The sequence below is a fragment of the Salegentibacter tibetensis genome (assembly GCF_020164485.1).
Classification (GTDB): Bacteria; Bacteroidota; Bacteroidia; order Flavobacteriales; family Flavobacteriaceae; genus Salegentibacter; species Salegentibacter tibetensis.
Genome location: NZ_JAIQZA010000004.1, coordinates 144082 through 166555, shown reverse-complemented (window position 1 = coordinate 166555; position 22474 = coordinate 144082). Strand labels below are relative to the sequence as shown.

Genomic DNA, 22474 nt, shown 5'->3' with positions numbered 1-22474 from the left:
TGAAACTATAAAATATTTCGAGGTACCACCGAAGGTGATAATACATTCCAGACCATTCCATTAAGAAATTAGGATTGAAACTTATTAGAAAACTTAGTTGTCTGAGGTTCATTATCCATTCCAGACCATTCCATTAAGAAATTAGGATTGAAACGTTTCTCTATATCAGATGAGGGGTCCAATACTTATTATTCCAGACCATTCCATTAAGAAATTAGGATTGAAACCTGTATTAGAATCTCAAAATATTTATTTCAAAGTGAATTCCAGACCATTCCATTAAGAAATTAGGATTGAAACAAACCAGATGAAGGCGAAAAAGCTGAATTAGATGAATTCCAGACCATTCCATTAAGAAATTAGGATTGAAACAAAATGACGTAGCGGACTCAGAATATGTGATTCAGATATTCCAGACCATTCCATTAAGAAATTAGGATTGAAACCACCACCAAACAGGAATGAAACGGCTGATGTAAAGTATTCCAGACCATTCCATTAAGAAATTAGGATTGAAACCTGGCATAACCAAAAAACTAAACACATGGACACACAATTCCAGACCATTCCATTAAGAAATTAGGATTGAAACTGACACCATTGACAAAAACCCAAAACAAAGACATTTATTCCAGACCATTCCATTAAGAAAATAGGATTGAAACCTAAACACCAGCAAACCGCTTGAGGACGAGCTTTCGAATTCCAGACCATTCCATTAAGAAAATAGGATTGAAACTATCGTATTCACCGCAAGGGATGCTCCCCCTGTCCTATTCCAGACCATTCCATTAAGAAAATAGGATTGAAACAGATTACCGAGTTCGACGAGCGTTTTGCAAGAGCTAATTCCAGACCATTCCATTAAGAAAATAGGATTGAAACAAACAAACAACGATGGCGCAGAAAACGCAAATCAAGATTCCAGACCATTCCATTAAGAAAATAGGATTGAAACGGGTTAAGTCCTGTAACAAATAAATACCACGTGGAAATTCCAGACCATTCCATTAAGAAAATAGGATTGAAACTAGTGAAATCCCGAATAGCGCGTATGACTGAGATGGATTCCAGACCATTCCATTAAGAAAATAGGATTGAAACTAGGAGATAGCGGGGTTTATGACGAAACCAATTTGGATTCCAGACCATTCCATTAAGAAAATAGGATTGAAACTTCATCAATTCAGGATCCAAGACCGACGGGTTCCCATTCCAGACCATTCCATTAAGAAAATAGGATTGAAACATATCCAAAATTCGAATTCACCGATCCCGGCGGAAAATTCCAGACCATTCCATTAAGAAAATAGGATTGAAACTTAAATCGCTACTTTTTCAACATAGGTTTCGCCTCTATTCCAGACCATTCCATTAAGAAAATAGGATTGAAACGCCATAGCGCCGAATGGAATCGCGGAAGCAGCAGCATTCCAGACCATTCCAACAAAAAATAAGGATTGAAACCTGAACTAAGTGCACTTTTTGTGGCTATTGATGGATTCCGGCTCGTCTTATGTCACGGAATTTTAGTTTACTAGTATATTATATATCGTAATTGTCTTACAACGATTCTCCAAATAAAAGTGTCAAATAACAACAATTTGTATATAGAAAGAGAAATTCTAAAAATGTTGTACCTATGTTGTACCAAAATAAAAAAGCCCACTCTTTCAAGTCGGCTTTTTCCTTTGTGCGGGCGGAGAGACTCGAACTCTCACACCTTGCGGCACTAGATCCTAAGTCTAGCGTGTCTACCAATTCCACCACGCCCGCATTTCAATATGTATTGCTTGTTGTAAGCGGATGCAAATATACATAAATGTTTCAATTCACAAATAGTCTGGAAATATTTTTTTTACCTTTATCTCATTCAAAAGATAAAGTATGAAGGATATTAAAAAATACGTTGAGGAAAATAAAGAACGATTCCTTAACGAACTCATTGATTTACTGAAAATTCCATCTATAAGCGCCGATTCTAATTACAAAGATTCAATGCTAAAAACCGCCGAAGCAGTAAAGAAAAATTTACTGGAAGCAGGCTGTGATTCCGCAGAAATTTGTGAAACTCCGGGGCATCCTGTCGTTTATGGAGAGCGTATAATTGATAAAAACCTGCCTACCGTTCTGGTTTACGGGCATTACGATGTGCAACCGCCAGATCCTTTAGACCTTTGGAAATCCCCTCCTTTTGAACCCGTGATCAAAGAAACCGAAATTCATCCCGACGGAGCTATTTTCGCACGTGGTGCCTGTGACGATAAGGGCCAGATGTTTATGCACGTAAAAGCTCTGGAATATATGACCAAAAATGACCAGCTGCCCTGCAATGTGAAATTTATGATTGAAGGTGAAGAAGAAGTGGGAAGTGAACATTTGGGATGGTTTATAGAAAACAACAGGGAAAAACTGGCCAACGATGTGATCTTAATTTCAGATACCGGGATGATCGCTAAAGACACGCCTTCCATCACCACCGGACTTCGCGGAATCTCGTATATGGAAGTGGAAGTTACCGGGCCAAACCGTGACCTGCATTCAGGACTGTATGGTGGCGCCGTAGCAAACCCAATCAATATTTTAAGTAAAATGATCGCTTCTTTAACTGATGAAAACAATCATATCACGATTCCCGGATTCTATGACAAGGTTGAAGAATTAAGCAAGGAAGAACGAGCTAAAATGGCTGAAGCACCTTATAGTGAAGAAGCTTACAAGAAAAAACTGGATATCAAGGATGTTTACGGGGAAGCCGGTTATTCTACTTTAGAAAGAGCTTCCATTCGCCCAACTTTAGATGTAAACGGAATATGGGGCGGGTATATTGGTGAAGGCGCAAAAACGGTACTTCCGGGAAAGGCTTATGCTAAAATTTCTATGCGACTGGTGCCCAACCAGGACTGGCAAGAAATCAGCCAGCTTTTTAAACAGCATTTTGAAAGTATAGCTCCAGATGCTGTGAAAGTGGAAGTAAAACCTCATCACGGCGGCCAGGCTTATGTTACGCCAATAGATAATATCGGGTATCGGGCAGCAAGTAAAGCTTATGAAGCTTCTTTCGGAAAAACACCAATTCCGCAGCGTAGCGGGGGAAGTATTCCTATTGTTACTTTATTTGAAAAAGAACTGAAAAGCAAGATCATTTTAATGGGCTTTGGTTTTGACACCGATGCCATCCACTCCCCCAACGAAAATTTTGGGGTTTGGAATTATCTAAAAGGAATAGAAACCATTCCGTGGTTTTATAAATATTTTACTGAAATGAGTCAGGAATAACTTGTATTGAAGATTCACTTCTTAAGTGAGTAAAATCATACATATGAGGTTGTCTGAAAATAAACGTCATCCTAAACTTGTTTCAGGATCTAAGCTGTGGATAATCAAAACATGTTAGAATCCCGATATAAATTCGGGATAAAAGTCTGAAACAAGCCCGCCTGAACGGACGGGTAGGTTCAGCTTGACGGAAAAAGTTTTTTTCAGGTAATCTCATTTTTTTAAAATCCTTTTTTCCGAAGGGAAATAGAAATTTTGGGAAATTAGTTTTAGTATATTTACAGGGATTGCTTAAAAATTCATTTTAATCTATGGAAAAGAAAATTCTTATTCCTACCAATTTTACCAAACATGCCTGGAATACCCTGGTGTATGCTTTGAATCTTTACAAGAACATTCCCTGTACTTTTTTTATTCTGAACACCTATGAAGTTTCAGTAAGATTTTCACTCAACCGGAATCATAATACAGAACTGGAATTAGCGAAGGCTGAATCTGAAAAAGGATTGCAGAAAATTCTCCAGGGTTTAAATTTCAGAAAGGAAAATCAGAAGCATAAGTTTGAAACTATTTCCCGTAATAAAGACCTGACTGAAGCTCTTCAGGAATGCATAGACACCCACAATATAGACCTGATCTTAATGGTTTCCCGGGGCGAAAATGTTTCGATAAATGCAGCCTTTGAAAATGAAATTTCTGAAGTGATAGAAAAGGTAGAAGATTGTCCTTTTTTGATTCTTCCGGAAAAAATGCAGGAACTGCCGGAATCCAACAGAGAAATTGTTTTTCCTACTAACTATAAATTTCCGTTTAAAAATAAAGAGGTTGCGGCGCTTATAGATATGGCTATTAATCTAAATGCCAGCATCAGGATCCTGTATATTGACAGCGATAGCAGGCCGCTCACCAAAGAGCAGGAACAAAACAAGGAAACGCTGAAAACCTATTTTTCTGAAGTCGATTTCAGCTTCCATAAGCTTACCCAAACTACCGTTACTGCTGGAATCCATCTATTTATTGAAAGCAGGGAAAGTAATTTTCTCGCACTTTACAAACGAAAACAGGGCTTTTTCAGCAAACTCTTTTCGCAGCGATTTAAGGAAGAAATAGATTTTAACCCGAAGGTGCCGGTATTGATTTTAAAGGAATTGGAGTAAAAAAATGACATTACCGATTTCCATGTCAACTGAAAATATATTACTGAATTTTTCCGGGTGAATTTCACTAAGCCTTATAAAAAATTGTGTATTCGTGACTTAAGAAATAATGTGATATTATAAAGACAGGTAGTGTTCTTTAAAATATCGCCACGAATTCACGAATAAGCATTTTTCGAAGTTTTGTATTAAATCTCTAAATAGAATTTCAGGTTCAATCACCGGAATTATTGAGTTTTCTCATCCATTCACAAAGAATTAAGTTTCCTTAAACACTGGTTTTCAGGATTACTTTCTAAATTATAGCTCTTAAACCAACAAACATGAGCTATCTATTAATTCTTTTAGGAATTGCTATCCTAATTGTTGCATTAATAGACATTTTTAAAAACATTCTATATATAAATGGAGGCGGAGACCTGTCTTCCTTTATGGCCGGTAAAATCTGGTGGGTTTATTTCCAGTTAGCTCGAGGTAACGCAAAATCTCCCGTGCTCAATCTCGCCGGCGGAACTATTCTAATGGCACTGGTACTAATGTGGATTGGTCTTATTTGGTTAGGATATAGCTTAATTTATCTTTCAGATCCCAACTCGGTTTTAGAAAGCACCACCGGTGCAAGTGCCGATATTATCGGAAATATTTATTACGTGGGTTATACCCTTACCTCCCTGGGAAACGGTGACCTTAAAGCAGGCACCGATGTTTGGCGGATTGTCTCCAATATTATGGGGGTAAATAGCATGATCTTTATAAGTTTGGGAATTTCTTATATTCTTCCTGTCCTCCAGGCGGTAGTAGATAAAAGAACACTGGCTGTTTATATTTACCAATTAGGAAGATCTCCAAAGGAAATTATTAATAAGGGGTATAATGGCGAAGATTTTACTCCTTTATATTCCCGTTTTCAGAATTTGGAAACCATGCTTTTAAAGCACGGAGAGCATCATCTTGCATACCCCATTCTGCATTACTTTCACACCAACCGGCGGTCGCATTCCATAAGATTAAATCTCGCCATATTAGATGAAGCCTTAAACATCCAGGAAGCTTACCGCTTAGATAAGTCGGCTAATGCATTTACCTGGCGGGTTTTGCGTGGCTCTATGGATAACCTATCTGTTAGACTTCAGGAAGGTTACACCTCCCCATCAGATGAGACGCCTGACTTTAATTATTTTAATGATCTACCCGATAAATTAAAAGAGAATTTTGAGGAAGATCCAGGCATCCCCGACGATGATAATTTCAATAAACGCCGCGGAAGATTACTAGGCTATATCAAAAAAGCCGGCTGGGATTGGGAAGATGTGATTGAGCCGAAATAAAGTTGTTACCACCTCCTTGGACTATCTATTCATTTAACCTAATTTGCCTCCTACATCTTATTCCTAACGGAAAACCCATTATTTACTCTTAGCCGATCCGGAGTAACTACCTCGGGGCAAACCCCAGAGGCATTATTGGTAAATATATCTTGATTTTGGGGCTTATTACTCCGGGGATACTTTACTAAAAAAACAGTGTCTCTTGTGAATATATATCCTTCAGACATTTCATTAAAAACCTTTTTAGTAAGAACTTCGTAAATATTATTATGAGAATATTCTTATTATTATTACTGTTACCGGGTTTTATCTACGCTCAGAAAATAGAAAACATGGCTTCATTTCGTGATATTTCGGGCGAGCGCTATTTTCGTTTAAATTATGATAATGACTTTTTTACTGCTACAGATAGAAATTATACCCAGGGTTATAATTTAGAATTTGTGCATCCCGCACTGCAGAAAAATCCGATGAATCATCTTTTTCTAAAACCGAAAAATACAGAGAATAAATATGGATTATCTATAGAACATCTTGGTTTTACTCCGCGCAATTATGGAAGTGTCGAGATTCAAGATGGAGATCGGCCTTTTGCTTCGGCCATTATGCTAAAAAGTTTTAGCATTAAAACAAATAGCCTTAAAAAATACAGATTAAATTCTTCAGTTAGTCTTGGCATAATTGGTCCTGCCGCTTTTGGAAAAGAGATGCAGGTGGGAATCCATGAAGCTACCGGAAATACCATTCCATTGGGCTGGCGAAACCAAATCAGGAACGATATTATCATTAATTATGAACTGGGATACGAAAAACTGCTTTTACGTTCCGGGAATTTATTTTCACTAAATAGCACTGCAAACCTAAAGTTAGGAACATTAAATACAAAGGCCAGCCTGGGCTTAAATTTGGCCATAGGACTAATAAATTCGCCTTTTGAAATTTCAGATAAAAAAGATGCTTTCAAATTATACTTTTATTCCCAGCCCCTTATTAATGTTATAGGTTACGATGCCAGTCTACAAGGCGGCGTTTTTAATAATTCCAGTCCCTACACTATTTCTTCAGGAGAAATTGAAAGGTTTACCGCCCAAAATAATTTTGGACTTGTACTGCAAACTTCCAGCCTATATTTTGAGTATTCCAGAAGCCTGATAACCCGGGAATTTAGCACCGGCGATTCTGCCAGGTGGGGAGGAATACGTATAGGTTTTAAATTTTAAATTGTGCTTATATCAGCCATTTTTTTTATTCATCCATACAGGTGTGGTGTCCGATTGATGGTTCGCACCAATTATGTTTTTGTAAAGCTCAGGTCTCCTTGCATTTTTGTATCTCCAACCACCTGAGAGCTGAATTTTGTCTTTTGTGATTTTTGAAATCGTAATTTCATCTTCAAAAGATTTTATTTCAGACAAAACTTCCCCGTAAGGGTCGATTATCATCGAATTGCCATTTTTAAGATGTTCGCCGTCATAGCCGATAGGATTGGTAAAGGCATAGTACACCCCATTGTCATAAGCTCTCGCAGGCAGCCAGCGCATTAACCAACGTCTACCTTTAGGTCCGTCAAATTCCATTCGCAATGAAACAGGATCGTTTTCACGGTTCTGCCAATATTTGTCGGCTACATAATCTCGCCCGGGCATTGCCGATGGGGTGCATCCCGTAACGTGGGGCGCGAAAATTAATTCGGCTCCTAAAAGGCTTGTTGCTCTGACATTTTCTATTACGTTGTTGTCATAGCAAATCAAAATTCCGCATTTCCACCCAAGTAAGTCGAAGACGCAATATTCGTCTCCGGCGGACATGTGCTTGCTGATAAAAGGATGCAACTTTTTTTGTTTTGCTATTAGTCCGTCTTCTGAAACGCAGATATAGGTATTATATATTTTGTCGTTTGATTTTTCAACCAGACCTGCTAAAATCGGAATATTCAGTTCTTTGGAAATTGCAATCAATTCCCGGGTACTTTTACCGTTTGGTACCTCCTCCGCTAAGTCCCTTATCTGTTCCAGGCTTAGATTTTTTGTAAAAGTATATGCGGTAATGGACATTTCGTGAAAACTGATTAAGTCTGCTCCCCTGGATTTTGCTTTTTGGGCAAGTTTTCGGATGACCGATAAGTTGTATGCTTTATCTCCGTCCTTCGGTTGAAATTGGGCTACTGCTATGTACATTTTTAGATTTATATTAATTTTTTTAGTTGCTTGTGCATAACGTCTCGTATTAAACTGTGCGAGCTATCTTTTTTAGTCCAGATATTTTTTGGCATATCTTTTACCTAAAATCCTAATACTTTCTGAGCTAAAATGAACTTTATCTCCTTTATGTTTTAAATCACTCGTTTGGACAACTTTTGTAAGACTATCAGTGGTAGCATAGGCTCTAATTTGTTCATTAATTTCTTTCCATTGTTCGTTGTTATCTGAAAATGAGCCGAGCTCTCCAATAATAACAGTTAATTCATTATTTCCAGAGTTCTTTCTAAAATTCGAAATCAATTGAGATAATCTTTTTTCATAATTTTCTATCTCTTCCTTATTAGCATCACTTTCTCCCTGGTGCCAAATAATGCCCTTTATTGCTCCATAACTTTTTCCTAATTCCAGTTTTTCTTTAAAGTTCGAAAAAAGTTGGACATTCCGGAAATTTTCATCATTTAACCATTGCGTTATTGAGCTTCCACCAACAGCAGTTGGAAGTAATAAAACTGAAATGCTATCAGGAATATTTTTAATTAATTCTTCTCCAAATGAAAGCCCGACATCTAATCCTGTCGCAGTGGTTTCATAAAAGTGAAGTGGTTCTTTTGCGTATATTAATTCATTATTCTTATTAATTGTTAAAATTCTTTTTGAAGGTATTGTATCCTGAGGTTCAACCAAGCCTCGTCCTGCCATATTTGACTGCCCGGCTAACAGGAAAACCCAAACATTCTTTTTTTCGGGAATTACCGTTACTTTTAATTCTTCTCTGGGGAAATTTTGGGTTCGTTTATCTGATTCATTTACATTGTCTGATTTTATTTTATCAGATTGAGCATATCCAATACTTGTAAATAAGATTAGAAGTGAAACTATAAATATTCTTTTATGCATTTTTCTAGTTTTATATTGTCTACAACCGTCCCGGTTAACGCAAGTGCGGAATTGGGAACAGAAAGGTACTCAAAAATGCCATTTTTTATTGGTCTGCCGTATTTGTGTTAACCGTTGTTGGCAAACGTTATTTGTACTTTAAGTTGCTCCAAGTTTCTATCTGAACTTTATCTCTTAAATGAAGGTCTTCATATTTCTTTTTTACTCCCTCAAACTCATCAGCAATTAACTTACAAAGGGTAGAAGTCAGAATTGTATTTAATGATAATACAGTCATGGATTCCGCAAGTGTAGATTTCTTGTTTTTGTACATATAATTGTATTGGCGGTCACTTATGTGTTCGTTATGAGCGTGATTAGAATATAAACTCCACATATCATTCATTCTATTTGAGTCAATTCCGCTTTTGATCAAAATATCTTTTGTGGATTCTGTTTTTGAAAATTTGGGATTTAAAAATTCTTTCTGCTGCTTTGCGGTTGAATTTTTAAACCTTGAATAAATTTTCACTTTTTCAATAACCAAAGTAATCTCCTTTTGGATTGCTTTCTTTTTTTCTTCGTTCTTCTCAAATTTTACTGGAAAATTGTTTTGTTTTTGCAGTCCATGAAGTTTATAAAGATCATATCGGAAATCTTTTTCTATGGTTTCCACTTTCTCAAAGAACAGATAATACATGATTGCAAAAGTTTCAATCTGCATCCGTGTTAAAGCAAAAACAGAAAATAAATCTATTATTTCAATCTGCTTATTTATAATTGAAAAATTGTTTCCCTCTAAGAGTTTTTTAATGCTGTGATTAGCCATTCCATATCTGAAAAATTTGTTTTCCATTTCCGCATGATGATATTCTATTTGCACCTTGTTCTCAAATAGACTTTCAGTTAAAGTAAAGAGAGAATTTGTGAGTAGGTCGAAGTGCTTCAATCGAGCTTTTACATCATCACTTTTAAAGGCACGGTAGATCTCATTTAAATATGGAATTCTGTCTTTCATCTAATGTTTACTAACTCGTTATATAATCTACTCCCTTTTTCTTTATATCCATTTTCCCCGGGATAACAATTACTGGATATCTCCTAAAAAATGTTTTATAGCATACTTTCCAAAACTTAAATATTTGAAAGCTTTTAATATAATTTGCCTGTTCCGAATACATGTAGAAATGGGGTTTTTGGTAAAACAAACGGCCTGTAGGGTTGGCTGTTTCAGCAGATCTCGTTTAAATAAATCTACTCTTATTAAATTTTTAACAATATACCAAGAAGATTGAAAAACTGCGGGAAATCCTGTAAAAATCTATCAACAATGGGTTGTTAGTCTTATGAGTTAATGCTTAAATGACCGAGAACTGAGAACCGAGAACTGAGAACCGACAACCGACAACCAGTTAAGAAACCTTGAATTTTGAACCTTAACTAAATGGAAAGGAGAACAAACATAAATCATATTGAAAAATTACTAATAAGGAATATTTCCATTATTTAGTATTTTTTCCTTTTAAACTTTCAGAAATAATCATAATTTGGCCGTATGAAAGATGTCAAATTTGCCATAACCGATATTGAAACCACGGGCGGCGGGATCAAAGGAAATAAGATCACCGAAATTTGCGTGCTGGTAGTTCAAAACGGAAAAGTTATAGACGAATACAGCTCTTTGGTGAATCCCGGGACCGAAATTCCCTTATACATTGAAACCCTTACCAACATCAATGATGAAATGCTCGCCGATGCGCCAAAATTCTCTGAGATCGCTTCTGAAATTACCAGCATTACCAAAGACTGTGTCTTCGTAGCTCACAATGTGAATTTCGATTATAATATTATTAAGGCAGAATTCAGCAATTTGGAGCTGCCGTTTCAAAAAAAACGCCTGTGTACGGTGAGACTGGCCAAGAAACTTATTCCTGGACTTTTTTCTTACAGCCTGGGAAATATTTGCACGTCAATTAATATTCCGCATACCAACCGGCACCGGGCCCGGGGTGATTGCGAGGCTACGGTGACGCTTTTTCAGCGTTGTATGGATCTGGATCCCGAATATGAAGTTTTCACCGCTTTTCTGAATCAAAGAACAGCGGCCTCTTACCTTCCTCCAAATTTTAAAAATTCAGATTTTGAAAAATTACCCGCTTCAACCGGGGTGTATTTCTTTAAGGACAAAGACGGGATTCCGCTTTATATCGGCAAGGCTAAAAATATTAAAAGCCGGATAAAATCTCATTTTCAGGAAAAATCGAACCGGAAATATAAGTTGATGCAAGCCACCTACAGCATAGACTACGAACTTACCGGTAGTGAATTACTGGCCCTTTTGCGGGAATCGGCGTTGATTCTAAAATATTTCCCTGAATTCAATAAAGCCCAGAAAAAGGTGAGCAGGCCTTATACCCTCACCTCCTATCATAACCAAAAAGGGATCGAGCAGTTTGTGATTCATAAAAATAAAGTATCACCGGTAAGCTGGATGAAGTTTTATACCCGCGAGGAAGCCATAAAATTCCTGGAATATATTTGCCTGGAATTTGAATTATGCCCCAGGTATTGTGGGTTACAAACCGGCGTTTCTCATTGTAGTCATTATAAAATTACCAGCTGCAGCGGAATGTGCAAAGGAGAAATAGACAAAGCCGAATACAACCGGCGGGTTTCTAAAGCCGTAGATTATATAAATCAATATGAAAATTCCTGCCTGCTGGTAGAAAAAGGAAGATCTAAAGCTGAAAAATCTTTTATCTATCTAAAAAAGGGGCGTTATGCCGGGTATGGCTTTGTAGAAGATTCGGAGGATTTCAATGGTCCTGAACAGTTTGAAGATTACCTGATTCCACAAACAAATTCCAGTTATGCCGACAGGATTGTGAACAGGTATTTAAATACTAAAAAGAATATCACCCGCTTAAACCTGAACACCGAAGAAGATGAAACGGTTAATGACCGGCAACCGGAAGAATGGTTGGTAAATTCGCACTGATTTTAAAGCAGAACTTAATAAGCAAATAATTAAAATAGACAGGTCTTCGGTAAAAATTATCGCATAAAAAGACTGCCTAAAACTTCTAATTGGCGTCAAGCTGAGACCACAGAAAAAAGTTTTCTAGCGTAGGAATATGACTTTTTTGAATGAATCGGTTAATAGATTCCAGTTCACCATTATCTGTGATAGTGTTTGTTCATCCCGATTGCTATCGGGACGAACCAAAAAAAGGACACTTTTTTGTAGGTGTTTCCGAATCGCTATCGCTTATCGGAACCGCACTTCCCCGGCTAAATTTTCTCCAAGGCTTCAAAAATTTTTAACGCCGGGAAAGTACTACACTTACCAAAAAGAAAGCTAAAAACAATCATTTTGAAAAACGTCAATGGTAACCTGTCCGTCCGTTCAGGCGGGTTTGAGCCACTAGTATCCTTCTATCAAATTGAATTAAAAAGGCGAGTTCCTAAAATTTAGGTGTTGAGCGATAAATTTAGATAAGATTTCGTCAGCCTAGATTTTTTTGGTTCGTTTTTTCATCAATGGAAAAAATGAACAACACGAATCATCAAGACACTGTTAATCGGGGGATTTTAAACACTAAACATAAAAAAGCGGCCATAACAGCCGCTTTTCTTGATTATTCTATTTAATTTCTAGCGTCTTGGCTGAAAAGTAAACCGTTGACCTCCAACAGATACTCCCGCCATTGCACCGGCTTTAGGCATGGTAACAACGGCTACGCCATCCTGGAAATCAATATCCCTGGAAACTCCTTTTTCCAGTATTACCGCAGATGCGTTCGCAGAAAGTTCATAATCTCCTTCTTTAAATCTTTCAAGATCTGCATCGGTTTCAAAGAAAAGTACTTCTACAAAAGCCTTTCCTCCGGCCTGCAATCCTATATCTACCTGCTTAAGACCGGCATAGCCCTGAACTGCGTTGTTCTTATAAACAACACCGTTACCGGAAGCTCCTCCTATAATATAAGCTCCTTTTCCTACATTAGGAAAAATTGCGTAACCTGCAGAATCATCAAACAGTTCTGCTGCATTAGCATGGTTTTGTCTTAGTTCCTGTCTGGCATCAGCGGCATCTCTTACCAGGTCGCCTTCAGTGTTTTTCATACCTCCACAGCCTGCAAATAGCAAAAATGCTAATACAAATAGTGGCTTGTAAACGTGGTTTGTTAGTGAATTCATCTTTATTTTATTTTTTGGTTCTTAACCAAATTAGCCTTTATCCTATATAAATATTGTTAATCCATTGTTATTTCACTTAAAATTAGGCTTTTACAGGATAAAGTTAAAAAATCAATAAGATTTTTACTTTAACACCTAAGAGGTTTTTAAGAAGTTTAATGCATAAATTCTTGATACGATTTTTAAAGCTGACTGACGAATTATTTAAGCTTAGTAACTTCCTATTATCAAATCTCATTGAGGACAGGCAAACAGAAAATTGGGGCTTATGACCAGACTCATAAAATAGCGAAAGGACAAGCCAGATATTTGTAGGGAAATATTGTTCAACTTAAAGCCATTATTATGAATACCGAAACTGCTAAAACCGTAGCCGATTATGTAACTGAAAACATTAAAAACGCGCACTTATTCAAAAAACACGGGATCGATTTCTGCTGTGGCGGCGGAGTTAGTTTAGCTCAGGCTGCGGCAAAAGCCAATGTGAACCTTGAGATACTGGAAAAAGAATTACAGGAAACAGACTCGGTTAGTCGGGAATACGATTATAAAAGCTGGAAACTGGATTTAATCGACCATATTATAAACGTGCATCATCATTATGTTGAAGAAAATATCCCGCTGCTTATTCAGTATGGAGCGCGTGTGGCCAAAGTGCACGGCCACGAAAGACCGGAACTAATAAAAATTCAGCAGCTATTTACTGAGGTCGCCCAGGAATTAAGTGCCCACTTAAAGAAAGAAGAACTTATTCTTTTTCCATTTATCAAAAAACTGGTAAAAGCGCAGGAAGAAGGTACACCGGTGCCACAACCGCAATTTGGAAAAATTGATAATCCCATTAAAATGATGGAAACCGAACACGATGATGCCGGGGCTATTTTTAAAGAGATTTCAGATCTAAGTGATAATTATAGCTGCCCCGACTGGGCCTGCAATACTTATAAGGCGTTTTATGCAAAACTGGAAGAATTTGAAACCGATTTGCACCACCACGTACATTTGGAAAACAACATACTTTTCCCCAGGGCGATTGAGCTTGAACGCAGTTTAGACAAATAAAGAAGGTTTTCATTTTGGGTTTTCCCTAAGTGAAATTTAGTTTTTTATTTTGGAAATCTTGTTTATAGTTGTGTTGAAGATGAGGCTGTTTGGAAAGTCGTTTTAATGTCATCCTGAACTAGTTTCAGGATCTAAGCTGTTATATATTAATTCATGTTAGAAGCTGAAACAAGTTCAGCTTGACGAAATCAGACCTTTTTAAACAACCTCTCAATTTATTACAAGTAAGTAAAGAATATTATCTTGAAGTTTTACTTGTGACGATATATAAATAAGTAAAATTCGTTCATTGCGAAAGAGGAACGACTGAAGCAATCTCTAACTTATGTCTAAGAATTCAGAGATTACTTCATTTCGTTCGTTATGACGTTCAATATCTAAGTTTAAGCTAACTTCTTTTCTTTTTAGTATCTTCCCCCCTATGCTGCGTTTAGATTTAAAAGCTCACCAAAATATTGCCATTTCCTATTTTTTACTGGCAGCATTGCTGGGAATATTACTTCGCTTATTTTATGTAACTCCCGTTTCCGGGAATTATAAATATATTCTTCACGCGCACTCCCATATCGCTTTGCTGGGCTGGGTTTATCTCGCTTTAACCGGAATTATTTATCGGTTGTTTTTTCATAAAACAGAACTTTCAAAAAAGTACCTCTATATTTTCCTGGCTACAAATATTAGCTTGTTGGGGATGTTATTCAGTTTTCCTTTCCAGGGCTATGCGGTGATATCCATTATTTTTTTCCACGCTTTTTCTCTTTTGCTCTTATTTCTTTGCCGGTTTTATTTTAAGAAATACTCCCGAAAAGCACCGCAAAACTGAAAGTTTTAAACTTATAAAAGCATCTCTATGGTATATGGTGTTTTCCAGCATTGGCCCCTGGGCCTTAGGCGCTATAATGAGTACACTGGGAAATACTTCAATATGGTACAAACTCTCTGTTTATTTTTACCTTCATTTTCAATATAATGCCTGGTTTTTGCTGGCGCTGTTAGGTATTTTATTTTATCTCTTTCAAAAATTGAATTTAGATTTTGGCGTAAGGGAATTTAAACGGTTTTTTCTACTGCTCAATGCAGGTGTGATCTTGAGCTTTTTTCTTTCTACCTATTGGACAAATCCCCCAATTGTGTTCTACCTGCTCGGGGGTCTTGGAGTAATTCTACTTCTCATAGCCTTCTTCCAGTTTTTCGCTTTTATCCTACGGAATAAAAAGCTTCTGAAATCTAGATTAAGTTCATTCGATTATAGAATTTTAAAAATATCGGGGATCTTGTTAGTGGGGAAAATTCTAATGCAAAGCCTTAGCGCCATCCCATTTTTTGCCGATTTGGCTATTAACAACCTTGATTTTGTAATTGGTTATTTACACTGGGTTTTTCTGGGGTTTGTTTCCCTGGCTTTATTTGCATTTTTAAACTGGTTGAAATTAATACGGGTTCCGAAAAAGGCTTGCTACCTATACCTCAGCGGTTTTTTAATTTCTGAAGCGCTTATTTTCTACAAAGACCTGGTGCTTTGGCTGGGGCTACCTTTTTTCAGCAATTATTTCTTATTAATGGTTTTGGCAAGTGCTTTAATTCCTATTGCTGTAGGATGGATTTTAGGCGTTAATTTATTGAAAAGATAAATGATAGATTTCTTAGCTTTGGAATTATGACCATCCTCATTTAAAGTCTGTTGATTTTTCAACAAATTTGTCTTGAATAAATCAAATTAGAATGATTTCGGAAAGTATTTTACTGGAATTTGGAGCTTCAAAAGAAACTTACCATAAAGGCGACCAGCTTTTTAGGGAAGGAGAAATTGCGCTTAATTTTTTCCAGGTTGTTTCCGGGGAAATCAAGATGAATAATTACAATGCCGATGGCAAGGAATTCATCCAGGGAATGTTTACAGACGGGCAGAGTTTTGGAGAACCACCGCTGCTGGCAGATGTAAAATATCCTGCCAATGCTGAAGCCATAAAAACTTCAGAAGTATTAAAACTGCCAAAATTAAATTTCCTGGAACTGCTTACCAAATATCCCGAAACTCACCTAAAATTAACCCGCACCCTGGCCGAACGGCTTTTTTACAAAGCGATTATGGTTTCCGAAATTTCCAGTCAGGACCCGGAACACCGAATTATCAGGATCCTGGATTACCTGAAACGCTACGTACATCAAATTGATGGACAGTTTAAGTTTAAAGTAAACCTTACCCGACAACAGATAGCCGATTTAACCGGACTGCGCGTAGAAACTGTGATCAGGGCTATGAAAGGCCTGGAGAAAAAAGGTGAGCTTAAAATTAAAAGCGGGAAAGTTTACCGTTAATCCCTCATGGAGGGTTTAATTCCCCGACGCTTGCCTCACAGTTTTCAGAAAGAATTTTCCAATTCATAATTCGTGGGCTTACCCAGAGGTTTTTAATTCGGGTTTAAAAATCTTTTTTTGCAGCTATGCTTTTTATTCTCCAAACGGGAAATATAACCCAAAGAATAAGCACGAGAACAGAGGTAAATGCGCCCAGATTAGTTCCGAAAAACTGCTTGAAGACTGCGCCGGTATAACCCAGCAAAGCCGAAATATCCAGTTTCAGCAAGATAAGTATCCTGGAAAGATCAATAGGATTTAGCATACTTGCCACCAGGGAGAATTTATCCAGCGGATAATCCTGAAAGTAGACCAGCGACAATAAAAAGAGGCCGTCATAAACCACTGCCAAAAAAAGCCAAACCAGGATTGCCAGTCCAAAACCTTTTATCTTGTTCTCATTAGACAAAGCGATATTAAAGGCTATAGCGGTGAAAATAAAGGTGAGAAAAACCCCGGAGACCAAAAGAGAAGCAAAATCCCAAATTGCTCCGGACTGGAACAAACCGTAGATAATAAAGGGTAAACCTAATCCAAGAATAAGGCTTGCAGACAAAGAAATTGCTACGCCCAGGTACTGCCCCAAAAATATTGAACTTCTTCTTACCGGTTGTGCCAGGAGCAGTTCTGTGAATTCCCGCGAATTATAAAAGTACATCACACCAAAAATTGTCCCGATAAGGGGTACCAGGATTATAATCACATTCATTAGCGTGATCACCGCGTTGGAAAGATCGTTATTTAAAAACAGCAACACCACCCCTAAAAGCAGGTAAAAGAAGAAATATACATAGCTCCAACGGCTACGGGAAAGATCGTAAAAACTATATTTTAATATTTTAAGCATGGTTCTCGGTTAAGATGTTGGCAATAGCGTGTTCAAAATCCTTTTCACCTGTAGAGGTTTTTAGTTCTTCCACGGTTCCGTTAAAATAAATTTTACCTTCAAGTAGAAATACAATCCTGTCTGATACTTCTTCAACGAAACTCATAATATGTGAAGTAATCAGGATGGTTTTCCCTTTGGCTTTTTCTTCCTGAATAAGCTTCCGCAGGCGGATAAGCGAAACAGGATCCAGCCCCGATGTGGGTTCATCTAAAATAATTAATGGACTATCGAACATAAAACATAAGACCAGATTCACTTTTTGCTTGCTTCCGCCCGAAAGGTTACTGAGTTTTTTGTCCAGAAAAGGTTCCAGTTTAAAAAGATCAATAAGCTCCCGGTCCCGTGCTTCTTTTCCACGCAGGTCCTTGATCATATCAATGAGTTCCTGAACTCTTAGGTTACCCGGGAAATTGGCGATTTGCGGCAGGTAATCTATATCTTTTCGGTAATTCCAGTGTTTTTTTACCCTTTCACCATTCACTTCAATTTCCCCCTTTTGAGGTACCACCATCCCAAGGATACTTTTTATAAGTGTGGTTTTCCCTGAACCATTTGGGCCTAATACAGCTATAATCCCACTTTCGGGAGTTTGAAGGTTCAGCCCATTCAGGACAACCAGGGAACCAAATTTTTTATGCAAATTTGTAATACTTACCATTGGATTCTTTTCATTTGGGGTTGTTCATCCATAAGATCGGCCGGGGTGAAAATAGGGGAAACTTTCTCTGAAAAATCCAGCAGGTCTATAAATATACTTCTTAAAAGTACGATTGCCTCCGGAGTTTTATTCACCAGGTAAGAGAAAAGAGTTACCGGTCTAAAAGGCACATCCCCAATCCCATCTTTGTCCAGGTCGTAGCCAGAATAGCCACTCCAGTAATTATTGTTGAATTTATTATCATTTAACCTCCCGGTGTAAGCTACATCAAAGGAGTTATAAAGGAAATTATTTCGCTCAAAAATATTGTCGTAAACAGCACCGCGAATTCTAATCGCATAGCCGTTGTTTTTAAAATCGTTTTCTATATAATTGATGCGGTTGGTATTATCGGCACTAATAGCTATAGTATTATCCTCAAAAATATTATTCTTTAATTCTGAGTCGGTTATCTCTTTCAGGAGAAGTCCGTAGGAGGCGCTGCCCCAGTTTTTCCTGAACTGATTACCCTGCATATCAATAAATTTAGAGTACATCACTGCTACTCCGGCTCCATTGTTCTCAAAAATATTTCCTTTATACAGGTCGTGGTCTGAAAACATAAAATGCAATCCATAACGTAAGTTATCTTTACAAAAATTGTCAATGATCTCAGAATTATTCACAAATTCCAGGTAGATACCATCCCTTAAACCAATTACTTCATTACTTTTTACGGTTATTTCTTCCGATTTCCAGATATGCACACCATTACCCGAAGTTGCCTGATCTTTAGCATTACTGGTAATTTTATTACCGGAAATAAGCCCTCCTGAAGACCTTTCTATGAGAATGCCAAAAAAAACCTGGTCCAGCCTGTTGTTTTTTACCTCAAATTTTTTGGAATTTGAAACCAGGATACCCGCAAAGTCATTAGTATGGCTTCTTCCCACATTGATGATTTTTAAGCCTTCTAAAGAAAAATTATCTGCTCTTATACTTATTGCGGTGCCTTCCATTTCGGCATCTATCACCGGAAATCCCTCCCCAATTATGCTAAGCGATTTATCGATAATATTGATATTGTGTTCTTTATAGGTGCCGCTTTTAATCCTGATAACATCACCATTTTGGGCCATGTCTACAGCGGCCTGAATAGTCTTTACCTCACAACTTTTACAGACCTCGATCTCCTGAGCCTGGAAGCTTGTTGTTGCTAAAACTAGAAATAATAAAAAAATAACTAATCTACCCATGTTATTGGTAACTTGTAGTCAAGGAATCGTTTTCAAGGAAATGGTCCAATAATTCTTCCCAGCTAAATGTTCCTTCAGGTTCATTATTAACCACTAGACTTTCTTTTTTAAAAGCAGCAAGATTGCCACCCATAGGAGATTTAATACTATCGTTTATCACAAAACCGGCCTTATTTACATCTACCATAGTTCCCGGTTGCTCAAAATTGGCAACCAAATTTACGCTCATATCATATTTATGCTGAAGCTGGTCATTAACCATGCATTCTATAGCATCATATTTATATTGCTTTCCTTTTTGACTTACTGCCTGTGCTGAATAGGCCTGACTCACAATGGTCATCTCGCAAAAATTACAATGATCATTGCCGTAATCTATTGGTTGGGGGTCATTGCTGCATGCAGTAAACAGCCCCAGCACAAAAAGGTAAATTATCTTTTTCATATGTAGATATTTATTGTTTTTTAACGGTCATATGCAATTCGCATATCTTCATTTGTGTTTGCATCGAATTTCCGTTATGCTCATTTCATAGCTTTAAATTTTCCTTAGCTTCGGCCCTTTGTGGCTTTTTTCCCAACCCACCAGGCGACTAAAGTTATTAACATTCCTACAAGCATTAAATAGGCACCTGCTTTAGGATAGGAATGGGCCGTGAAATTCAGAATTTTCTCAGATCCCAGTAAGGGTGGTTTGTAGCTTAAAGGCTTGTCTTCAGAGTCAGTTAACTTCATAATCGCTTTAGGATCGAGATCAGTTCCGTAGTCTGTTAGCCAGTTATTAAAATCTATCATTCCTAAAATGCCTAAAACGGTCATGAGTGTAAGCCAGCCTAAAAACCAGTTTGGACCTATAATTTTAAAGAAGCCCAGGATTCCCAGAAGGGCTCCAAGAGCCGCCATCCCGCCAATTACAATAGGAAAAACATTAAATTCCCACATTTCTGCAGGAGTTGGGATCTTTTTCATCCCAATATAATGATTTATACCATCTATGTTCTGAATATCAAATTCTTCTTCGCCCTGAATTCCACCTATGAAAATATTCATCCCCAGAGAATCTGGATACTGTGGCGCTTCCAGTTGTATATTCCAGAGCGGGTAGATAAACAGGCCGAGCAGTAGTGCTGAACCTATTAGCATTAAAATTCCTGATTTTTTCATTGCTAAGGGGATTTGTAAAAGAAAGCGGGTAAATTTTCCATCCACCCGCCTTTCTCAATCTAAAAACAAACAGTTTTCAACTAAAAAAACTAATTAATCTCTTCATCATCCAAAGTCCATTTCAATGGAACATTTGAATTCTGTCCAGATACTCTTACGTATCCTTGCATTTCCTGGTGAAGAGCTGAGCAGAAGTCGGTACAGTAAAATGGCCATACCCCTACTTTTTTGGGTTCCCAGGTAATTGTTTTGGTTTGTCCTGGCATAATCAAGAGCTCAGAAGTATTTGCACCAATCATAGCGAAACCGTGTGGTACATCAAAATCCTGCTCAAGGTTAGTAACGTGGAAGTACACTTTATCTCCTACTTTAATGCCTTCAAGGTTATCTGGTGAGAAGTGACTTCTCACTGTAGTCATGTATACGTGAACATCTTTCCCATCGCGAACCATTTTTGTTTCAGACTCGTTAGTAGCCGCATACTCATGCTCATTCTCATCAAGTCTATAGATCTTCCTGGATTTTGACTTGATCTTATCTGCAGGAATACCTGCAGCATAGTGAGGCTCTCCGTGAGTTGGGAAGTCTGAAAGAAGTTCCATTTTCTCTCCAGAAATATCATATAATTGTGCAGAGTGTTCTAACTCAGGCCCTGTTGGCAGGTAACGATCTTTGGTAATCTTGTTCAAAGAGACCATATACTTTCCGAAAGGCTTTCTTGAGTTACCACCGGGAATCATATTGTGACCAACAGAGTAGTAACTTGGCTGTCTGTCAAGCACTTCCCAGGTTCCTAATTTCCATTTAACAACTTCAGAAGAGATAAAGAATGTAGTATATGCGTTTCCTTTTCCGTCAAATTCAGTATGAAGCGGGCCCAAACCTCCTTCTTTTACAGTTCCTGCAAGAGTAGAGTCGAAATTAAGGATAGGAATATCATAGGCATCACCCTCATAATCTTCATTTTCAATTGCAGTGATCATCTTAGAAAAAGAGTGAACAGTAAGGTCGGTAGAAAGTTTACCGTTACCCACAATGTACTCTCCTGAAGGATCTACATCACAACCGTGAGGAGATTTTGGAGTTGGCATAAAGAATACAGCTCCTTCCACTTCTCTTGGATCTACAGTAAGAACTTTATTCTCCATAGTAGTTGTGGCAGTCTGGGTACTATGATCAAAAACATTATGTGCATATTCTGCATCGATCTCTTCTCCTCCTCCATTTTGCACATATTCCTGAATCTTTTTCCAGTTTACGGCAGCAATAAAATCTTTATCATTTTGAGAAGCGTTAACTTCCTGCATAGTGTGAGCTTCTTCGGTGTTATAGGTGGTAAAGAAGAACCATCCATGAGAATCTCCACGCCCGGGGTGTGCAAGGTCATAGTTAAATCCTGGCATCTTCAGTTGGAAATCGATCTTCATCCTTCCATCATCGCCAACAGCGATAAAGGTAAGAGGGCCTTTAAAGTTACCTTTCATTTCATCAATAGCCATATCCTCTTGTGGATAAGGCACGGAGAAACGAGTTCCTGCAACCACATATTCAGTATTTTCAGTAACAAAAGATGAAGAGTGGTTTCCCGCACTGTGAGGAATCTCGATGATCTCTTCAGTTTCAAAGTATTCGAGACTAATACGTGCGATCCTTGGCGTGTTGTTTTCATTGATAAAGACCCATCGCCCATCCAGTTCCCCATTGGTTTGTGAAATATCGGGGTGGTGAGCATCTCCCCATGGCACAAATCCGAAGGAAGTGTTCAACATTGGTACTGTTTCTTCAGAATACCCGTAACCGTTGGTTGGAAACTGAGAAAAAACAGGGATCTCTTTTAGCATTCTTCCTGAAGGCAAACCGTAAACGGTAAGATTACCACTGTATCCTCCCGAAAGGAATGCATAAAATTCATCGTGCTCTCCCGGAGCCACGTAAACACGTTCAGCAGCATTACCGGAAATGGCACCAGATTTTTGATCTGAAGACCCTCCATTGCCACAAGATTGGATAAATAGTCCCAATACACCCAGGATCGCTATTTTAAATATATTTTTCATTAGAATGAGT

19 protein-coding genes, 1 tRNA gene and 1 CRISPR repeat array (1 of these 21 cut by a window edge) are annotated in these 22474 nt (G+C 37.8%); of the genes, 9 read left to right on the top strand and 11 right to left on the bottom strand.

Annotation, left to right across the window (positions count from 1 at the left end):
* Window positions 1–1467: a CRISPR direct-repeat array (repeat unit 37 nt; unit sequence ATTCCAGACCATTCCATTAAGAAATTAGGATTGAAAC) (it extends 2672 nt beyond the left edge of the window).
* Between the two features lie 227 nt (window positions 1468–1694).
* A tRNA-Leu gene (locus LB467_RS03510) sits at window positions 1695–1776 on the bottom strand.
* 111 nt (window positions 1777–1887) lie between these two features.
* Here LB467_RS03510 and LB467_RS03505 point away from each other — a divergent pair.
* The 4 genes from LB467_RS03505 (at window position 1888) to LB467_RS03490 (ending at window position 6984) form a co-directional block, all read left to right on the top strand.
* Window positions 1888–3279 (top strand): dipeptidase, encoded by a 1392-nt coding sequence (locus LB467_RS03505; RefSeq protein WP_224472634.1) that lies wholly within the window; start codon window positions 1888–1890, stop codon window positions 3277–3279.
* A 311-nt stretch (window positions 3280–3590) separates the two neighbouring features.
* Window positions 3591–4436: a universal stress protein gene (locus LB467_RS03500; protein WP_224472633.1), complete on the top strand. Its 846-nt coding sequence runs from the start codon at window positions 3591–3593 to the stop codon at window positions 4434–4436.
* Window positions 4437–4759: 323 nt separating this feature from the next.
* A complete protein-coding gene (locus LB467_RS03495) occupies window positions 4760–5764 on the top strand; it encodes an ion channel (protein WP_224472632.1) in 1005 nt (334 codons plus the stop codon).
* 269 nt (window positions 5765–6033) lie between these two features.
* On the top strand, window positions 6034–6984 hold the full coding sequence (locus LB467_RS03490) for a lipid A deacylase LpxR family protein (protein ID WP_224472631.1): 951 nt from the start codon (window positions 6034–6036) through the stop codon (window positions 6982–6984).
* Between the two features lie 12 nt (window positions 6985–6996).
* Here LB467_RS03490 and LB467_RS03485 read toward each other — a convergent pair whose 3' ends face one another.
* The 3 genes from LB467_RS03485 to LB467_RS03475 all read right to left on the bottom strand — a co-directional run bounded on the left by LB467_RS03485 (window position 6997) and on the right by LB467_RS03475 (window position 9859).
* Window positions 6997–7941 (bottom strand): nitrilase family protein, encoded by a 945-nt coding sequence (locus tag LB467_RS03485; protein WP_224472630.1) that lies wholly within the window; start codon window positions 7939–7941, stop codon window positions 6997–6999.
* A gap of 72 nt (window positions 7942–8013) precedes the next feature.
* Window positions 8014–8862, bottom strand: coding sequence for a sialate O-acetylesterase (locus LB467_RS03480; RefSeq protein WP_224472629.1), 849 nt, complete (start codon window positions 8860–8862; stop codon window positions 8014–8016).
* 127 nt (window positions 8863–8989) lie between these two features.
* Window positions 8990–9859 carry a hypothetical protein gene (locus tag LB467_RS03475; protein ID WP_224472628.1) on the bottom strand — a complete coding sequence of 290 codons (870 nt, stop codon included), beginning with the start codon at window positions 9857–9859 and terminating at the stop codon, window positions 8990–8992.
* Between the two features lie 537 nt (window positions 9860–10396).
* Here LB467_RS03475 and LB467_RS03470 point away from each other — a divergent pair.
* Entirely contained in the window at window positions 10397–11839 is a 1443-nt protein-coding gene (locus LB467_RS03470) for an exonuclease domain-containing protein (RefSeq protein ID WP_224472627.1), read from the top strand.
* 656 nt (window positions 11840–12495) lie between these two features.
* Here LB467_RS03470 and LB467_RS03465 read toward each other — a convergent pair.
* Window positions 12496–13041, bottom strand: coding sequence for a lipid-binding SYLF domain-containing protein (locus LB467_RS03465; RefSeq protein ID WP_224472626.1), 546 nt, complete (start codon window positions 13039–13041; stop codon window positions 12496–12498).
* A gap of 345 nt (window positions 13042–13386) precedes the next feature.
* Here LB467_RS03465 and ric point away from each other — a divergent pair, with 345 nt between their 5' ends.
* The 4 genes from ric to LB467_RS03445 all read left to right on the top strand — a co-directional run bounded on the left by ric (window position 13387) and on the right by LB467_RS03445 (window position 16422).
* A complete protein-coding gene (gene ric / locus LB467_RS03460; protein WP_224472625.1) occupies window positions 13387–14103 on the top strand; it encodes an iron-sulfur cluster repair di-iron protein in 717 nt (238 codons plus the stop codon).
* A 421-nt stretch (window positions 14104–14524) separates the two neighbouring features.
* Entirely contained in the window at window positions 14525–14926 is a 402-nt protein-coding gene (locus LB467_RS03455; RefSeq protein ID WP_224472624.1) for a hypothetical protein, read from the top strand.
* 34 nt (window positions 14927–14960) lie between these two features.
* The gene (locus LB467_RS03450; RefSeq protein ID WP_224472623.1) at window positions 14961–15734 is read left to right on the top strand and encodes a hypothetical protein; all 774 of its coding nucleotides are present in this window, start codon (window positions 14961–14963) and stop codon (window positions 15732–15734) included.
* Window positions 15735–15825: 91 nt separating this feature from the next.
* Window positions 15826–16422, top strand: a complete 597-nt coding sequence (locus tag LB467_RS03445) for a Crp/Fnr family transcriptional regulator (RefSeq protein WP_224472622.1) — start codon at window positions 15826–15828, stop codon at window positions 16420–16422.
* A gap of 103 nt (window positions 16423–16525) precedes the next feature.
* Here LB467_RS03445 and LB467_RS03440 read toward each other — a convergent pair whose 3' ends face one another.
* The 6 genes from LB467_RS03440 to nosZ all read right to left on the bottom strand — a co-directional run bounded on the left by LB467_RS03440 (window position 16526) and on the right by nosZ (window position 22464).
* On the bottom strand, window positions 16526–17308 hold the full coding sequence (locus tag LB467_RS03440) for an ABC transporter permease (protein ID WP_224472621.1): 783 nt from the start codon (window positions 17306–17308) through the stop codon (window positions 16526–16528).
* Window positions 17301–18008, bottom strand: a complete 708-nt coding sequence (locus tag LB467_RS03435; protein WP_224472620.1) for an ABC transporter ATP-binding protein — start codon at window positions 18006–18008, stop codon at window positions 17301–17303. The genes LB467_RS03440 and LB467_RS03435 overlap by 8 nt, the downstream gene beginning before the upstream one ends.
* Window positions 18002–19243: a nitrous oxide reductase family maturation protein NosD gene (locus LB467_RS03430; RefSeq protein ID WP_224472619.1), complete on the bottom strand. Its 1242-nt coding sequence runs from the start codon at window positions 19241–19243 to the stop codon at window positions 18002–18004. The genes LB467_RS03435 and LB467_RS03430 overlap by 7 nt, the downstream gene beginning before the upstream one ends.
* A gap of 1 nt (window position 19244) precedes the next feature.
* Window positions 19245–19688, bottom strand: coding sequence for a nitrous oxide reductase accessory protein NosL (locus LB467_RS03425; RefSeq protein ID WP_224472618.1), 444 nt, complete (start codon window positions 19686–19688; stop codon window positions 19245–19247).
* 104 nt (window positions 19689–19792) lie between these two features.
* Window positions 19793–20407, bottom strand: a complete 615-nt coding sequence (locus tag LB467_RS03420; RefSeq protein WP_224472617.1) for a hypothetical protein — start codon at window positions 20405–20407, stop codon at window positions 19793–19795.
* A gap of 89 nt (window positions 20408–20496) precedes the next feature.
* Window positions 20497–22464 (bottom strand): Sec-dependent nitrous-oxide reductase, encoded by a 1968-nt coding sequence (gene nosZ, locus LB467_RS03415; RefSeq protein ID WP_224472616.1) that lies wholly within the window; start codon window positions 22462–22464, stop codon window positions 20497–20499.
* Between the last annotated feature and the right edge of the window lie 10 nt (window positions 22465–22474).